At 45.8% G+C, this 16,416-nt stretch carries 14 protein-coding genes; 5 read left to right on the top strand and 9 right to left on the bottom strand.

Annotated elements, in window-relative coordinates:
• Nucleotides 1–29 precede the first annotated feature (29 nt).
• The gene (locus tag FCL48_RS24075) at nucleotides 30–938 is read right to left on the bottom strand and encodes a nitroreductase family protein (RefSeq protein WP_136876543.1); all 909 of its coding nucleotides are present in this window, start codon (nucleotides 936–938) and stop codon (nucleotides 30–32) included.
• 222 nt (nucleotides 939–1,160) lie between these two features.
• Between FCL48_RS24075 and FCL48_RS24070 the strand changes: the two genes are divergently transcribed.
• On the top strand, nucleotides 1,161–2,567 hold the full coding sequence (locus tag FCL48_RS24070; RefSeq protein ID WP_136876541.1) for an MATE family efflux transporter: 1,407 nt from the start codon (nucleotides 1,161–1,163) through the stop codon (nucleotides 2,565–2,567).
• 6 nt (nucleotides 2,568–2,573) lie between these two features.
• On the opposite strand, the gene FCL48_RS24065 is transcribed toward FCL48_RS24070, so the two are convergent.
• Complete coding sequence (locus FCL48_RS24065) at nucleotides 2,574–3,731, bottom strand: MFS transporter (RefSeq protein ID WP_169309362.1); 1,158 nt, start codon at nucleotides 3,729–3,731, stop codon at nucleotides 2,574–2,576.
• Nucleotides 3,732–3,766: 35 nt separating this feature from the next.
• Nucleotides 3,767–4,189 carry a response regulator gene (locus FCL48_RS24060; protein WP_205747819.1) on the bottom strand — a complete coding sequence of 141 codons (423 nt, stop codon included), beginning with the start codon at nucleotides 4,187–4,189 and terminating at the stop codon, nucleotides 3,767–3,769.
• Nucleotides 4,190–4,354: 165 nt separating this feature from the next.
• Between FCL48_RS24060 and FCL48_RS24055 the strand changes: the two genes are divergently transcribed.
• Nucleotides 4,355–5,155: a methyltransferase gene (locus tag FCL48_RS24055; protein ID WP_136876537.1), complete on the top strand. Its 801-nt coding sequence runs from the start codon at nucleotides 4,355–4,357 to the stop codon at nucleotides 5,153–5,155.
• Nucleotides 5,156–5,190: 35 nt separating this feature from the next.
• Here the strand turns inward: FCL48_RS24055 and FCL48_RS24050 are convergent, their stop codons facing one another.
• The 3 genes from FCL48_RS24050 to FCL48_RS24040 all read right to left on the bottom strand — a co-directional run bounded on the left by FCL48_RS24050 (nucleotide 5,191) and on the right by FCL48_RS24040 (nucleotide 8,141).
• On the bottom strand, nucleotides 5,191–6,198 hold the full coding sequence (locus tag FCL48_RS24050) for a serine/threonine protein kinase (RefSeq protein ID WP_240744959.1): 1,008 nt from the start codon (nucleotides 6,196–6,198) through the stop codon (nucleotides 5,191–5,193).
• A gap of 93 nt (nucleotides 6,199–6,291) precedes the next feature.
• A complete protein-coding gene (locus FCL48_RS24045) occupies nucleotides 6,292–7,830 on the bottom strand; it encodes a helix-turn-helix domain-containing protein (RefSeq protein ID WP_136876535.1) in 1,539 nt (512 codons plus the stop codon).
• A gap of 68 nt (nucleotides 7,831–7,898) precedes the next feature.
• Nucleotides 7,899–8,141, bottom strand: a complete 243-nt coding sequence (locus FCL48_RS24040) for a hypothetical protein (RefSeq protein ID WP_136876533.1) — start codon at nucleotides 8,139–8,141, stop codon at nucleotides 7,899–7,901.
• A 33-nt stretch (nucleotides 8,142–8,174) separates the two neighbouring features.
• Between FCL48_RS24040 and FCL48_RS24035 the strand changes: the two genes are divergently transcribed.
• Nucleotides 8,175–8,762 (top strand): hypothetical protein, encoded by a 588-nt coding sequence (locus FCL48_RS24035; protein ID WP_136876531.1) that lies wholly within the window; start codon nucleotides 8,175–8,177, stop codon nucleotides 8,760–8,762.
• 191 nt (nucleotides 8,763–8,953) lie between these two features.
• Here the strand turns inward: FCL48_RS24035 and FCL48_RS24030 are convergent, their stop codons facing one another.
• A complete protein-coding gene (locus FCL48_RS24030) occupies nucleotides 8,954–10,171 on the bottom strand; it encodes a tetratricopeptide repeat protein (RefSeq protein WP_136876529.1) in 1,218 nt (405 codons plus the stop codon).
• 329 nt (nucleotides 10,172–10,500) lie between these two features.
• On the opposite strand from FCL48_RS24030, the gene FCL48_RS24025 reads away from it, so the two are divergent.
• On the top strand, nucleotides 10,501–12,120 hold the full coding sequence (locus tag FCL48_RS24025) for an ABC-F family ATP-binding cassette domain-containing protein (RefSeq protein WP_136876527.1): 1,620 nt from the start codon (nucleotides 10,501–10,503) through the stop codon (nucleotides 12,118–12,120).
• Between the two features lie 636 nt (nucleotides 12,121–12,756).
• Nucleotides 12,757–12,957: a cold-shock protein gene (locus FCL48_RS24020; protein ID WP_136876525.1), complete on the top strand. Its 201-nt coding sequence runs from the start codon at nucleotides 12,757–12,759 to the stop codon at nucleotides 12,955–12,957.
• A 126-nt stretch (nucleotides 12,958–13,083) separates the two neighbouring features.
• Here FCL48_RS24020 and FCL48_RS24015 read toward each other — a convergent pair whose 3' ends face one another.
• Together FCL48_RS24015 and FCL48_RS24010 are read right to left on the bottom strand one after the other, a co-directional pair.
• On the bottom strand, nucleotides 13,084–15,249 hold the full coding sequence (locus tag FCL48_RS24015; protein ID WP_136876523.1) for an efflux RND transporter periplasmic adaptor subunit: 2,166 nt from the start codon (nucleotides 15,247–15,249) through the stop codon (nucleotides 13,084–13,086).
• A 154-nt stretch (nucleotides 15,250–15,403) separates the two neighbouring features.
• A complete protein-coding gene (locus FCL48_RS24010) occupies nucleotides 15,404–16,129 on the bottom strand; it encodes an efflux RND transporter periplasmic adaptor subunit (RefSeq protein WP_256374312.1) in 726 nt (241 codons plus the stop codon).
• Nucleotides 16,130–16,416: the final 287 nt, after the last annotated feature.

The raw sequence follows: 16,416 nt of genomic DNA, 5'->3' as shown, positions 1-16,416 counted from the left end.
CCATAAAGACACGAGTTCTTTTCTATGCCTCAGCCAAATCTTAAAATTCTGGCCTGTACCTTTTTTCGTCCGGCCGGACGAAGAAAGGATACCTTTGGATAGCCAAGCACTATAACCGCATATATTTCCTCACTCTCAGGAATTGCGAGTCGCTTTCGTATCCCTCCATCCCTGCGCACCGCTTCCACGGCAAAACCGATAAGACAGGTGCCAAGCCCCATGGCGTGGGCCGCAAGCAGGATATTCTGGGTCGCAAGCATTGCATCTTCACCGGGGCAACTTGCCTTTTTTAGAGCGGTTACAAGAATGGCCGCAGGCGCACCATGGAAAAGACGGTCTTCTCCTCTGTTATCCCAGCTTTCAAGCCCTTCCTGTACAGAATGATAATGCTTTTCATAATAGCCTGCTAAACCTCCACCTGAAAAAAAACGAGTGACGAATCTCAGAACTCGATTTCCGGCCAATCTGTTGAGCTTTCTAAAATAGTTGCCCACCAATGTCCCAAAGTGAAAAAGATCACTTCTCTCGGGTAAAATGATAAATTGCCACGGCTGACAGTTCGTCCCTGAAGGAGCGGTAATACCTACCTGGACCAGATCTTCCAATACTTTTACAGGAACCTGCCTTTCACTATAATTCCTGCAGGACCTTCTGGCTGCCATAAAAGATACCAATGCAGCGGTACTCAGATCTTGCTCTTTTGTTAATGGGGATGCCGCTGCAGTACACTCTTCTACGATCTCCACCGCAGAAAAAGAGAGGGTCCCGACCACTATGGCATCCTCAGGGCAGACAGCATGGCAATGACCGCAACAAAAACAGTCATCGATGACATATCGTGCAACACCATCTTCCAGATTCAATGCCTTATATGGACACACTACAACGCAGAGCCCGCAGCCCGAACAGAGACTTGTATCGATGTGTACTGGTTTCATGACAGTTTATATATCCTGATTTAAAATCCCGCGAACTTTTACAGAAATTCTCTGTTCCATACTTTTTCACTATCAGTAGATACTATTGTAGTGTAAGACAATGGCTCCCCTCTCTCCCAGACCCCGCGACAAAGAGAGTTAGAGCTTCATCTTTTTCCTCTTTTAAATGGGTATCTGAAGAGATGTATCCCGTTTATCAGAACACGCCAAGATAAAACATACATGATTTTTCTAAATAACAGAGCAGCCAGAGAAAACCACTACAGGGAAGTATTACGAGTCTGTCTGCCACTTGTACTTGGGCTCTCCGCCACAACGTTCATGGAATTCACCGATCGGGTGTTTCTGGCGAATTATTCGATTGCAGCCATTTCCGCGTCCATGCCGGCTGGAATTACCTCGTATCTTTTTCTCGCCTTTTTTGGAGGTGTGGGCAGCTACGCCGGGGTCTTTATCGCTCAGTACAACGGCCGGGGAGAGCACAAAATGATTGGTCCCGTATTGTGGCAGGCGATTTATTTCACCATTGCCGCCGGGCTGATTATGTACCTGGTCGCCGTATTTGCAAGCGGAGCCATTTTCATGCTGGCGGGCCACGAACCAGAGGTCCAGCGGCTTGAGGTTATCTATTTTTCTATCCTCTGTAAGGGCGGAGGCTTCCATGTCGCCATGGCCACCCTCGCCACTTTTTATTCCGGCCGGGGATACACACGGCCGGTCATGATCATCACGTTTTTAGGCGTCTTTATAAACATCCCCCTCGACTATGCACTTATTTTTGGAGCCTGGGGAATGCCAGAGATGGGGATTCGGGGCGCTGCTCTTGCAACGGTCGCGGCCTGGGTCATCAACGTGATCCTTTTCCTGGTTCTGATCTTTACCCGGGAAAACGAGCTGAAATACCAAATCCTTTCACAATTTCATCTCAAATGGTCTCTGTTAAAACGACTCCTGCGCTTCGGAGTTCCGGCAGCATTTCAGTTCACCATGGACATTGTTGCCTTTACCCTTTTTGTTCTTCTGGTGGGTCGCATCGGTACGGCTGAACTTGCCGCAACCAACATAGTATTCTCAATAAATTCCCTGACCTTCATGCCTTCCATGGGAGCCTCACAGGGCATCAGTATCCTCGTGGGCCAGGCATTAGGCAATAACTCACCAAAGCTTGCCGCAACCTACGTCCGTTCCGGTATTCAGATGCTGCTCGCCTACATCTTTCTTGTGGATCTGATTTTCATCTTTGCACCAGACTTCGTGCTCACCCCGTTTTTCCCTTCAACCGATGCATCAATCACCAACCCTCAGGTACTGGCACACGCAAGGGATCTTTTAAAAATTGTTGCTATTTATCTTTTTTGCGACGCACTCTACATGTTGTACAGTGGCGCCTTGCGGGGAGCAGGAGACACCCGTTTCATGATGATTACGGCAACAGTGGCCGCCCCGGTCTGCCTTGTCATTCCGGTCTATATCGGCATCGAATACTACTCTTTTTCTATTGCAGGGGCGTGGTGCTGGATTATTGTTTTTGTCGGCACCCTGTTTTTTGCATCCTGGATGAGATACCGCAAGGGGAAATGGAAGAAAATGCTGGTGATTGAAGACCCTGATCACAGGGAGTACAACTGACCGGTGTCAGTGTGGTACCGTCGAGACGACTGCCTTTTTCAAAAACCAGGTGAAGAGACAGGCAACACTAATGAGTACAAGCAAAAATGACAAAAAGGCATGCCAGCCCCAGGCCTCATAGATAGCTCCCGGGAGAAGTGAACCCAAGGTGCCCCCTGTATAATAAAATGAAATATACAAGCCGTTAGCAATGGCCTTATTGGTTTTAGCGATGGTACTGAGAAACCCGGAAAGCAGAGAATGCGCGGTAAAAAGTCCTGCGCAAAAGACAAACATTGACAGAAACATCACAGTATAGTTCTGCATGAAAAAGAGCAAGGTCCCACCGGCAAGGACAAAGATTCCGCCACGTATCGCATTTACCTCCCCACCAAAAAAAGCAATGATACGCTTACTATTGAGTGATACCAGAATCCCCATACTATAGCCCAGATACAACAGACCAATAGAGGTCTCTCCAATATCAGGGCGAATCTGCTTAAGCTCAAATGGCAGCAGATTCATCATGGCTGCAAAAGCAAAAAAGAGGCAAAAAATAGTCAGGTAGAGCCAGAGGAACGATCGTTGCGACAAGATATCCAGCATGTCTTTTGGGCGGGGCCGGACGTAGTTTAATTTAACATCACGAACCATGCCTTTTAACAGATAGGAGCAGATTATGAGCAGGATACCCAGCAGGAAAAAAAAGAATCTCCAGCCAAATAAATCGGTAAACAAACCGGAAAGGAAACGACCCAGAAAACCACCAGCTATGGTTGCACCAATATAAGAGGCAATCGCCTGCTGAACCGTATCGTCACGGTTGCTGTAACTGATATAACTCATAATAGAGGTGAGAATGGCCGGAACCAGACAGCCCTGTACCGCCCGGATTGCCAGAAGAGTTATATAATTTCCTGAAAATGAAAAGAGTATCTCAAGGATACCAAGGAGAAAAAGAGCCCAACGGACCATTTTCCTTGCTGAAAAAGCCTCGAGCAAGAAACCATAAAAGAGTGGAGCGACCCCTAAAGGAGCCATCATCAGAGCCGTGAACAGAATCGCCTGAAAACCTGAAAGCTGGAATTCAGCCTGGAAGAGCGGCTGAATAGGCTGTGCTGCATAGAGAGAGCAGAAAGTTACCGCAGTGGCAAAATAAATCAATTTCCCTGAAAAATCGGCCACTACAATTCTCCACACGACAGTTTATACTGTCATCGTCAGACTAATTTATCAAGGATTTCTTGAATAGCTGCCAGATCGAAAGGTTTAACAATAACCCCGGTAAACCCAAATTCCCTATAGTTCACCATTGCAGGATCGGTTGAATATCCACTGGAAACAAATACCTTTGCAGTTGCATCAACTGCAAGTATCTCTGTAACCGCCTCCTTGCCCCCCATTCCACCGGGGATCGTCAGATCCATGATAACGGCGTTAAACGGCTCACCATTATTTTTATGGACTTGAAATGTCTCAACCGCTGCCTGTCCATCGAACACATGTACAGCGTCAAACCCAAGAAAGTCGAGCATTTGGCAGGCTATTTCACCCACCATATCTTCATCGTCCATGACGAGGATTTTTTTTCTTTTTTCGTTACTTAACAACTCTGCCTCCAGAAATTCACCTAGCTCTTCCACCTTCAATCTGTATTTACACAGTATGACAAAAAAAAAAGTTATCAGTCAAGAGATTCCCGTAAAAGAACCAAAACAGTGCAAAATAGTACAGCCTCAAGTACAATCAGCGATATTTTTCAACCGAAAAAACCTTATCATATACAAGACAAGTAGAACATCAGTAATATGCAAAATGCTACTCACAAGATTATCCATAAGGAATTCATGGGCGATCACCTCGTTGAAGTCCGGGATTCAGCGACCCAGCGTTCTCTCTATTTTGACAGCCAGCATCTCCAGAGCGCCATGTCTCTGCTGCGACCTGAAGAGCTGATATTATCCTACACCCGCTTTATGCTCCTTGGTCTTCTCATCAACCCACAGCCTCGGAATATTCTTATCATAGGCCTCGGCTCAGGCTCGTTTGTACGCTTTTTCAACCACTACTTTCCAGAGTGTGGTATCTATGCGGTGGATTACTCCCAACATGTCATCGATCTGGCGAAAGGCTATTTTCAACTACCTGAAGGTGAAAATATTCATATATACTGTTCAGACGGCGCTATCTTTATCAGAGAGCACATCGGTCCTGAAAAGTATGACCTTATTCTTGTGGACGCCTTTGACGCCCAAGGGATGGCCCCTACTGTCTATTCAGAATCATTTATCGCATCAGCAAAAGAAAAATTAACAGCAGCGGGTTCCATAAGTTTGAACCTCTGGACCAATGATAAGAAACAGTTCGGAGCAATAAAACGGACCCTGTCAAGAACCTTCTCCGGCTGCCTTCTCCTGCCTGTTCCGGACAGAGGAAACGTGGTTGCTCTGACGATGAACGGTGACGTACCCTGGGAGAGAATCGATAACAGTGCCATGAACACTAAAATCCTGTCCAACCGCCTCCAGCTGGATTTCAAACAACTGATACGGATTGCCAAATTAAACAACCATTCCCTGAAAGGCAGATTGAAAGCCCTCTTTAGCTGACTTCAGGCACGAGAGCAGATCAACCACAGCCCCGCCTAGAGGCAGTTTCCGGAGGCAACCGGTGCCTTTGCGATCCTCTTACGCTGGTCCACTAAATCAGCGATTTCCTTTTGCCAGTATTCTCTGGAACCAAAACCATCTATGGCTCTTGTTTCACCATCTTCCTCCACCTGGTGAGCGCACCAGGCCATGTAATGAATAAAGCGCATGGCCCGCAAAGGTTCAACCAGTCGCAGAGAGCGCTGATCAAAATGATGGAACATTTCATACCCTTCTAAAAAGAGCTCAAGTTCGACAAAGGTATCCTCAAGCCCTCCCGGCAGCAGCATCCAGATATCCTGTACCGGGGGGCCCATAACCATATCGTCAAAATCAATTATGTAGAGTGACTCACCAGGCCTGTGGATGAAATTGGCAAAATGACAGTCACCATGAATCCGAATATTCTTGGTTTTTGCAAACAATGGGCGTATGTCATCTATGATTGACAGGATTGCCTGTTCAAGTTCTCCCTTAAGATCATCCGGAACACACTTTGATGCAAGCAGATAGGCCAGTTGCTGTATGGTGGAATGATTCGGCCCCATGGTCATCCGGTTACGGGCAACCCCGCTCCCTCCAACCTGATGCATACGTCCGATAAGACGTCCGAGCTGCAGCCACTGGTCATCGGTAAACTCATCGACACTTCGGCCCCCGCACTTGGGGAAAACCGTAAAAAACAGGCCATCTTTATTACCTAATGTTGAGCCATTCTTTGCAGCAAGAGGTGCAATAACAGGAATTTCCTGCTCCTTGAGATCAAGGAGAAACCGATGCTCGTCCAGAAGAGCCTTTTTGGACCAGCGGTTTGGCCGATAAAATTTGGCAATAAGCCTAGTCTTATCTGTTGTTTCAATCTCAAAAACCCTGTTGATATAACTGCTCATGGGACGAAACAGATTATTGCAACGGATTCCCATATGCTTTTCCACAAGAGTCAGCACTACATCAGGGGTCAACATCCCAAAATCACATTTACTTTTGCTCTTCAATTCGTCCAATGAAACTCTCCACACTCGTTAAAAACTTCAGGTTACAATCAAAAACCTGTCATGAACAGCATGGCCGGCCGCGATATCAAGATATGTGGGCCATCATTTTTTCTGCTGTTGTACAAAATTCACAATCTGACTTGGACTCAGCTTAACAGAAGAAGGGCCTGAGCGTATGTAAAATTCTTCATTGGAACCTATTTTAAGAAAGACAGGGCTAGCAGCCTTCAAACATTCGAGCATAACCACATCACCTTTTTCCTGCGTGACAATGGAAATATCTATAAAAGGAGAATATTCTGCCCCGATATGCTGGTTGAGTAGATTTTTCACATGGAGCAGACAACGGTCCGTGTTGTCAAAATTATCCATATCCAGACCACAGACTTCTCCACTATCATTAACGCCAAGCAACAGACTCCCGCCATCACTGTTGAGAAGGGCGACCACCGCCTTTAACCAGGCAAGCTCTATCTCTTTTCCCAGTTTTCCGGTTTTCAGGTTTACCCGAACGGTCGACTTAAACTCAACCGTGCCCCCCTCACCACGCAACAGATAGTCATTAAGCCTGGCTTTTGCATTCTTTTTCTCCTTACGATGAAAAAGCAACCCGCTCCTTTTCATAAAGAAAAGAATGAGAATACCACCGCCAACCGCAACAACAAGCTCAACGAGATCAAGGGAGAAAAGTGACTTATCAAGCCAACCGACAAGCTCTCCATTTCTGGCAGCAACTCCAACCCAAGACAGATTGTCGTTTTGTCCCACTTCATAAAAGGTAGCAATCCACCGTTGTTTTTCGTTACCGATTCGAACAAGTTTACGGATCGGGTGTTGCATCTCCCGCCACTTGCCGATAAGATTTTGCACCGCCTCGGCGTCACCTGTACTTCCAGACCCGGAAGTTGTATTTCTGTTAAGAAGTAGAAAAGATTCATCCGGACGTACAAGAAAAATAAGACTTTGCGGCTTATCACGCCCTCGGCTTAATATTTTTTCAATGCGGTCCAGCGAAACATGTAAAGCACAGACCATGTGAAGAGGTTTGTCCTCCTGGGTCACCCAGGAAATGGAAGATGTCAGTCCTGGAGTCATTGTCTCCGGTAACGGATAGACACCGGTCCACTGGACCTTATCCCCGCTTCCTGAACCTGCATACCATCTGGAATTTCTTGGGTCGTAGCTGTTTTTGGCCTGCCATTCACCTGTGATGAGGATATTTTCATCCCATTCTGTATAACTCTGGAGCGTCTCCTGCCCCTGCAATACCGAGTGACGGGCAATGAAGTGAGCATCATTTCGGTACAGCAGATACTCTTCCCCCTTCTCCGATGCAATGGACAGTCCGCTTATCAGTTGCTGCCGGTCCAGCAGCGGGATCAGTTTTTTATGAAGTGAAACAGGCCCGTTTCTGAGCAGCACATCGTTTCTGCCCCAGTCGCGAATCAGCAAGAGCATCTCTTCGGCATCGGAGAAAAACATCTTCAATTCCCGTAACTCAACCTCCCCTATTTCCTGAATCAGGTTATCATTCACATCGCGCTTGAGCTTGAAGAATTGGTAACCGTTCATTACAAGGATAATGAGAATAAAACCAAGTAATGGAAATATATAAGGTATCAGTCGTTTCGCGTTCTTCATTATTGATTATTCATGGAACTATTGCGTAACTGTTGCCGTAAAAGATGGACAAGAAAGCTAAAGGCCATTCAGCCGATGGCTATCTTTTTTGCTGCACTCAACAAAGGAAACCATAGTTCATATCCTTGTTTTTCCCGGATGTATCGTTTATTGATAAAATGATGCAAACTTCTCACCTTCCACTCTCCAACGTCCTTTGCGCCAGCGGTTATTGCAGCCGGTGTAACTGCACCCACAGCCTTGAAATGGGCCAGAGCAGAGCACGTGGGCTTGAGCTGATCAAACAATTGAATGCGCAAGAGAGTATTCATCTTTCTGCAAATAGTAAGGAAATCCATGAAAATTTGTCGACACACCACCTCTGGGGAGAGGCCCGGGGGAAGATGTTTGGTGTCCTCACCTGCCTGACAGACGAAAATGTTCCTGTCACTCTCTATGCTTTTTCCGGCCAGTACAATGGACAATGGGAGGTTGAAGGATGGGTGCCACCCCTTTTTGATGTGGGCGTTTTCCATGCACTCACCGACCATCAGGAAAAGGAGATTAAGAACTTTGGTAAAGAGATTGCCGCCAGTCAGCCCCATTCCCCGGCATGGCTGGCACTGCGAAAAAAAAGAAGAACCCTCTCCCAGACCCTGATGAAAGACATCCACAAACTCTATCGTCTTACAAATTTCAGAGGTGAGACACGCCGTCTTGAAGATGTTATCCTCCATGGCAGGAAGATTCCCACCGGAACAGGTGATTGCTGTGCCCCCAAGCTGCTCAATCATGCGGCAAAAAACAACCTGCATCCGACAGGGCTCAGTGAATTTTTCTATGGAAAACAGACAAAATCCGGCAGTCATCAACACGGCCAATTCTACTCCTCCTGCCAGGAAAAATGTGCCCCGATTCTGGGTTTTATGCTCTGTGGCCTAGCCCGGAGATAAACAATCTTATCGATTCACCACAACCTATGGATGCCGGTTATCCAGCCGTAAGCGTGTCTCGAGACAGAAAAAATACCGCCTTTTACTGGATACTATTTCCACCCGTCTTTTATCTGCTGGGGAATACGCAGGACTGTGACTGCCCTAAATGCATGGAGTATCGTCTCGTGCTATCTGTTTACTCAAGATGTTCAGACCTCTCTTATTTGTAAAAACCAGAGATCACCCTCAATCCAGGCATCTTTTTCCCTGCGTATGCCACTGGTATGTTTTTCAAGGATTTTCCAGCCGGTATCGCGGGCAATTCTTTCTATATAGCCGGGACTGTGGGCAAATCGACCTGTCAGGCGTAAAGAAAAGCCGTTTCCGCTCTCACTTTCCGTTGAAAAACAGAAAAGCGCATCCGTAGATGCCCGCTGCCGCAACAGTCGAAAGGTCTCTTCCAGCTCCCCGAGATAAATAAAGACATCGGCTGCCAGAAAGAAGTCATAGTGCCTGGTGTCCTCGGTCAGGAATTCATTGACATCGGCTGCAACAAGAGAATGGTAAATTCCCTTCTCTCGGGCAATTTCAATCATTTTCGGAGAAAGATCGACCCCGGACAACTCTTTTACCAAACCGGAAAAAGACTCGCCGCTCAGCCCAGTACCGCAACCAAGGTCAAGCCCACAGTCAAATTGCTTTTTCCAGGCTGTACCTTTTTTGACAATCTCATAAATACTCTCAGGAACAGTGTATTGCAGCTCTTCCACGAGGCTCTTTTCATAAAACTCCGAATAGTTATCAAAGACCTCTTTAACATAAACCTTTGGCGGGGCGGCAACTTCAGCCCCCGTAAGTGCCGCCACCATGTGCTCCGCGGCTTTATGATCAGGCCGCAACTCCAATACCTTTTTAAAGTAGAACATTGCCTTCTCGATTTTACCTAAAAGATGATAAACGTAAGCAATGTTATTATTGGCAGAAAAATGATCCGGAACCAGCTCCAGAACTCTCAGATAGAGTTGTTCCGCTTCAGCCAGATACTTCAGCTCCCTGAAGCATCCCGCGGCATTATAAAGGGCATCAACACTCTCAGGTTCACTCTCCAATACTTCAAGATAATATTTGATGGCTGATTCAATATCTCCGGTCTGTTTGCAGCAAAGCGCCAGATTAAAAATAATGTCATTGTCTGCCGGTTGTAATTGAGCGGCACGTTTAAAGGATTGAAGAGCCGTATCAAATGCTTGGCATTCATAGAGCAGCAGGCCAAAATTATAGTGTAAAACAGGGACTTCCGGAAAATGGTACATCAGTTTTTCATAACTGGCACTGGCCGCTTCATAATTCTGGTTCTGATGATCTTCACAGGCTTTGATAAATAACGCGTTGAATTCTTCAGGACTGGGGTATTCTGTTTTTTTCATGGGACAATGTTGATGTAAGATTATTGGGCACCTCTTGTTGAGAGACTATTTCTGCTAAAAAAGTGCGCTACATCGTAATATATTTAAAATAGTAAAACAACCGCGAGAATGCGCCGTAATACCATATATTTTTAGTTTTTGATCGTTTTCTTCTGTTGTTAATGTGTGCTATTTGCTACAAAGGGTCCACGTAAAGAAAATGAAAAATCTGCGTGATTTTTCTTTCCAACACCTCTCAATTGTCATGACAGGGTAAAGTTTAACAGAAGAATACTGCTTACAATTAATCTCTCACAACTTCCTGTCACAACAGCTCAAATATTAACAAGATGATACATTTAACAAATATTCAGTTACAACACGGCTCTCAGGTAATTTTTCAAAATGCCAGTCTGCAGATTTTGCCCAACACACGAACCGGTCTTGTTGGCGCCAATGGTGCCGGCAAAACCACAATCTTTCGGCTCATCACGGGAGAAGAGCTTCCTGATAAGGGTGAGGTCTCCTGCTCGAGTAAAACAGTTATCGGTTATTTCTCTCAGGATGTAGGCGAGATGTCGGGCCAATCCGTTCTTGCCGAGGTGATGTCTGCTGCAGGAGAGATTGTTGAACTCGGCCAAAAAATTTCCGCAATGGAAAAAGCAATGGCGGAACCGATGGATGATGAGGCCATGGCTGATCTTCTGGAAAGATACGGTGAACACGTCGAAATCTTCGAGCAGCGAGGCGGTTATGATCTCGAACCCCGCGCCCAGGCAATTCTGTCCGGACTGGGATTTGACCCTCTGGATTTTGCAACTCCTGTTGAAAGTTTCAGCGGTGGCTGGAAAATGCGTATCGCCCTGGCCAAGATTCTCACCATAAACCCGGACGTACTGCTTCTGGACGAACCGACGAACCACCTTGATATTGAATCAATCCTCTGGCTTGAAAACTGGTTGCTCAACGATTACAAGGGCAGCCTGCTCATGACCTGCCACGATCGTGAATTCATGAATAGAATTGTCTCCCGGATCATCGAAGTGGCAAATGGTGGGGCTATCACCTATAGCGGAAACTATGACTTTCACCTGCAGGAAAGAGAAATCCGCCGCCAGCAGCTGCAGGCAAGCTATCGCAGGCAGCAGGAAATGCTCGCAAAGGAAGAAGAATTTATTGCCAGGTTTGCAGCCCGTGCATCCCACGCATCGCAGGTTCAATCCCGGATAAAAAAACTCGAGAAAATTGAACGTATTGTCTTACCGCCCGAACAGAGAATTATTAAACTCGAATTCCCTGTTCCTCCAAGAAGTGGTGATGATGTACTTCATGTAAAAAACCTTAAAAAAGAGTGGATCGGCCATGATGGGAGATCTATCCCTGTCTTCGATGGCCTTTCAGGAACAGTACGCCGCCTTGAAAAAATCGCAGTCGTCGGTGTAAACGGCGCGGGAAAATCAACTCTGTTAAAGACAATTACCGGAGAAACCGAACCCACAGAAGGTGAGGTGATTATGGGAGCTTCTGTCACAACAGGGTATTTCAGTCAACATGCCATGGATACCCTCTCGGCAAAACAAACCGTCTTCGAAGCAGTCCAGGAAGTCCTGCCAATGGAAAACATCGGTACCATCCGTAACCTGCTTGCCTCATTTCTGTTCCAGGGTGACGATGTCGACAAACGTATTGAGAACCTGTCCGGCGGAGAAAAAAGCCGGGTCGTGCTTGCTAAGCTCCTCGGAAGACCCCTCAATTTTCTGGTGTTGGACGAGCCGACCAACCACCTCGATATCCAGTCAAGAGAGGTGTTACTCTCTGCCCTCCAAAAATTTGAAGGCACCGTCATTCTCGTCAGCCACGACCGACATTTTCTTCGCTCGCTTGTCAACCGGGTATTTGAGATCCACCATGGTGAGTTGAGGATCTACGAAGGTAATTATGATTACTACCTGCGTGAAACTACCCATTAATAGTATACAACCTGCTTCCTGATGTTGTAATGCGCCCCTGTGGCAAGGCCCTCATCACCCTTAGTAAGGGCCAGATTCTGCGGCTAATAAAAAGAGTCCCCTCTACTGCTCGAGGGGGCTATAGCCCACTTTAGACGAAAGTTCAGATACTTATTCGTTACAATCAAGATTCAGATCGTTAAACACAGAGGTCTTGTCGCCAAACCTTTTTCCTAACAGATTGTTTTTCTGTGTTTTTATTAATTTTACTCACTATTTTCTATTATTTAGGGCAGGTCAAAGAAGAAAATCACCTTGCTTCTTTAAAATTTTTGCTTATTTCTTGTATTCATCTCACTTATATTGTAGCTTGCCTGATTATAGGGTAAAAGTAATACGTACCTACACAGTTTTTCTGCTCGTTACTTCTCTTGCAACAGTAAAGAAGTATTAGTTTTCGTTCAGCATGTCTGATTTAGAAAAACGTATTACTTAAAATATTTTTAATACGTTTTTTTGATGTGACTCTACAACAGAGTTGTGCTGGGGATCCTTTCTCTGGCAAAAAACCGGTTTATTCAAAAACCGGATCACCTGGGTCTAGATCCCGGGTATTAGAAAAAGGGGAGTACCCCCATTACACATGGAGTAGTAGCAATGGCAGAAGGAACAGTGAAGTGGTTTAACGATGCTAAGGGTTTTGGCTTTATTGAGCAAGACGGGGGACAAGATGTATTTGTACACCATTCCGCCATCCAAGCCGATGGATTTAAGTCTCTTTCAGAAGGCGAGCGTGTTAGTTTTGAAATCGTAGACGGACAAAAAGGTCCAGCTGCGCAAAACGTCGTCAAGCTGTAATTATTTTTTAGACACACAAAAGCCCAAAGAATTTATAATTCTTTGGGCTTTTGTTTTTCCGCACCTGTACTTACCCAACACTTCGTTTTCATTCTCTTTATTGTTCAAGACCCACATACCACGCTCTTAGTCCGAATCTCTCCCCGAAAGCTTCTTTGAAAAATACTCTATGAGCTGATTTTTTATAAGTCTCCACAAGCTGACACTCTGCCCCTGCATACGAATTGTGGTGAGTTGCCCTACCAGCAACTGATCAGCTTCAGAAGCTGGTACCTCAATCTCCACCCCAAAGCGTGGATAAAAAAACGCATATTCATCAGCCAAAGACCTTTTTGATGACTCAGATGATTGTTGGGAAATTTTCACAGCAATCGGCCCGCCATAGGCTGCACTAAAGGCATTATCAGGTACAGACGTGTCAGCTTTGGGAGAGACCTGTGTCACTATGCCCATAAAGAACGAACGATCCATCGAACGTTTGATCACCTCAAGAGACTTGCCTTCCATTCCCCGAAAGGATTCAATCTCTTTCTGATCAACAGAAGCGAGAAGTTTCTTGTCGTTTTCTGTCACTATGGAAAATATCTCCCTGCCTCTCGTCAGATACACCCCCAGGATCTCTTCAAGTCTGTAGGCTAATACTGTTCCATCAGTTTCTGCTGTAATTTTCAGATCAGCAAGATTTTCCTCCAGGGCCGCAATGTTTTTCCGTATCACAAGAGATTGTTCTTCAAGCACTTGATAGGACGTTACATCTTCACGGATAATTGCATTACGTTTCTGCAGAAGAACCTGATCAAGACGTATCCTCTGCTGGGAAAGTTCAGCAACAAGATCCGGACTGCTCAGCTCTAAAAGAATTTGCCCCTGCTTTACCTGGTCTCCAGATTTCACAAAAATGGTATCAACAAAACCGGCCACTTTCGCCCGCACCACCAGCTCATTTTCATACTGGACCACTGCAGGAGCCCGAAGCTGTCTTTCCCAATGCAACAGATTAAGCAGCAATACTGTCATGCCAATAAAGAGTCCGGTAGCGGCACAAAACCTTCTAAAGACTGGCTGGTTTTTCCTGTACAGCCCTAAAAGAGTGCCTTTTAGACGCCAGAGGGGCATTCCAACGATCATCACACAAGAAACAATAGCGATAAAAATACCAAAGCCATGCACTGCTGAAGCAACAAGCAATAACAAAAATGTCATTATGAGGAGACGCCAGATCCAGGCAGCCACGCCGTAAATTGCAATAAAGAGCTCCTGCTTTTTACTAAAGCGAGGCAGGTACCGCCATTCTCCAAAAAATATTCTGGTCCATACACTTGAAACAAAACTTTTTCCTCTGCTGTACAGATTGGGAATTGCAACCAGATCAGAGAGGATAAAATAGCCATCAAAGCGCATAAGCGGGTTAATATTGAAAATAAGTGAGGAAAAACCGGCAACCATTACCATATTATGGGCAATATTTCCTGCAACAGAGCCGGGGTTATCGGCCCAGATTACGACTGACACCGCAGCCACAAAGAGCTCAGCATAGATTCCGGCAAAGGCTGCGTGGATTCTTTGCCACCTGTTTGGAAAATTCCACGTTGAAGAGCCGTTAACATAGGTAAGAGGGAAAAAAACAATGAAGAGAATTCCTGCCTCAAAAACCCTGCCATGGTATCGGTATGTCGTTAAGGCGTGGGAAGTCTCATGGAGAATTTTCAAGAAAAACCATGCGAGCCAGAGAAAAAAAACATTCTCCGGGGAGAGCGCCGCAGTCGCTACTGTAAAAAACTGATCAGACTTCTGGTAGAGCACCATACAACCATAAAAAAGAGTAAGCCCCCAGATTATTGCAAAAACAGGTCCGGTGAACCAACGCAACCAGGGGCTGATCCTTTTCAAGATCGGATCAGGATTAAAGAGGGGGATCTTAATAGTGATGAGGTTAAATTTCCCCAAAAGTTTTTGTTTTCGAACCCGTTCATCCAGCTGCAATCTTCCCTTTACTGTCTCATCACTGCTGTCAGACAGAAGCTGATTTTGTATCAGCCACTGAAGGGTAATCTTTGCATTTTCTTGATCAAAGAGCTCCTCGCCGAGAAAACTGTTGGCTCTTTTGATAACTTCCTCAAGTGTTGTTTTTCCATCAAGCTCGGTAAATAATACATATTCAGCCCGGCCGATTCGGTAGAACTTCTGCCGAAGAGTATCTTCCAGGACATAACCTTCATCCTCCTTCTCCAGGAGAGTGAAGTGTAGATCAGGGCGCAGTGTCGGTATTATTGAGTTAATATCTGCTTCCATCCATCTTACCCGCCGTTCATGAAAATCTTTCTGCTGTTGAAATAAAACCTAAAAGTTGGATTCTCTGTTTTGTGCTTTTGAAGCTCATTATATTTTCAAGACGATACCCCAGACACTAACAATGCTGTAGTTCACTGTTTAGACGTGCCGGTTTTCAATCATTGAGAAATGTCTTCTGGAAATAAATCCATGGCTTACGAAAGAGTTTCCAGGCCAGCGGCTTTTTGCCAACGTTTATCTCGAACTCACCCCCCATCCCAGGCCTGAGGATTTTTTCGGAATTTTCAATAAGAGATTCCACAAGAAAGACACTCTTCCCCTCTCTCGGTTCCGCTCTTGGAAAAATTGTATACACCGTGCTCTGCCAGGTCTTATCGGGAAACGACTCAAGAGTGATGGTGGTATCGGCACCCTCTTGTACATACCCGATATCTTCCTGGGCAATATACGCCTCAGCGATCATCATTTTCAATGGCGCAATCTCGAAAAGCCCCTGTCCACGGCTAATGGGGCTTCCTTCAATACGCTCCATGTTTTCACTGATGACAATGCCGTCCACCGGACTTTCTACGGACAGCTTTGAGAGACGATCTCGAAATAGCTGTAGTTGCTCTTCAAGTCCGCGCCGCTCCAATACTGCCATTTGGGAAAGAGCTGCCTTTCCCGTTGCCGTATGGACATCCTGCATTTTCCTGGTTTTTTGGATCTCTGCAAGAAGTGAGTTTATCTCAAGTTCAATTGCACGTTCATCAAATTCGGCGAGCAATTCACCCTTAGTGACCGTGGTACCAGGCAGCTTGTGTACCTTTTTTAAAACAGCATCAAACTGCGCTACCACAAAGCGTTTCTCTCGTGGTTCCAGCACACATTTTCCGCTCACTGTAAAAGATGCCGGCAGCCAGCCAATACAAAAGATTCCAAGGATGATTACTGCAAATAGAATCGACCGCCTTTGAGGAGTTAAAAATGACTGGTCCAGTTGTTTTCGGTAGATTGACTGACCGATCCAGCCAATAAGCCCAGCGATCAGGGTTAGAAAGGGCCCCAGCTTTTAGGACCACTGGATAAGTTATGAAAGTATGCATAGTTTCTCAAACAAACCAGCAAGGAGAAATTATGAAAAAGCAAAGAAGAAAACATACAGCAGCATTCAAAGCACGGGTGGCT

Origin of the sequence: Desulforhopalus sp. IMCC35007 (genome assembly GCF_005116575.1) — a bacterium.
Taxonomy (GTDB): Bacteria; Desulfobacterota; Desulfobulbia; order Desulfobulbales; family Desulfocapsaceae; genus Desulforhopalus_A.
The sequence above is the reverse complement of the archived record's forward strand: the minus strand, read 5'-3'. Positions and strand labels throughout refer to the sequence as shown.

Excerpts from the sequence above, each read along its gene's own strand:
- FCL48_RS24075 (WP_136876543.1), bottom strand. The coding sequence starts at position 938 with ATGAAACCAGTACACATCGATACAAGTCTCTGTTCGGGCTGCGGGCTC.
- FCL48_RS24070 (WP_136876541.1), top strand. The coding sequence starts at position 1,161 with ATGATTTTTCTAAATAACAGAGCAGCCAGAGAAAACCACTACAGGGAA.
- FCL48_RS24055 (WP_136876537.1), top strand. The coding sequence starts at position 4,355 with ATGCAAAATGCTACTCACAAGATTATCCATAAGGAATTCATGGGCGAT.
- FCL48_RS24045 (WP_136876535.1), bottom strand. The coding sequence starts at position 7,830 with ATGAAGAACGCGAAACGACTGATACCTTATATATTTCCATTACTTGGT.
- FCL48_RS24040 (WP_136876533.1), bottom strand. The coding sequence starts at position 8,141 with ATGAATACTCTCTTGCGCATTCAATTGTTTGATCAGCTCAAGCCCACG.
- FCL48_RS24030 (WP_136876529.1), bottom strand. The coding sequence starts at position 10,171 with ATGAAAAAAACAGAATACCCCAGTCCTGAAGAATTCAACGCGTTATTT.
- FCL48_RS24025 (WP_136876527.1), top strand. The coding sequence starts at position 10,501 with ATGATACATTTAACAAATATTCAGTTACAACACGGCTCTCAGGTAATT.
- FCL48_RS24020 (WP_136876525.1), top strand. The coding sequence starts at position 12,757 with ATGGCAGAAGGAACAGTGAAGTGGTTTAACGATGCTAAGGGTTTTGGC.
- FCL48_RS24015 (WP_136876523.1), bottom strand. The coding sequence starts at position 15,249 with ATGGAAGCAGATATTAACTCAATAATACCGACACTGCGCCCTGATCTA.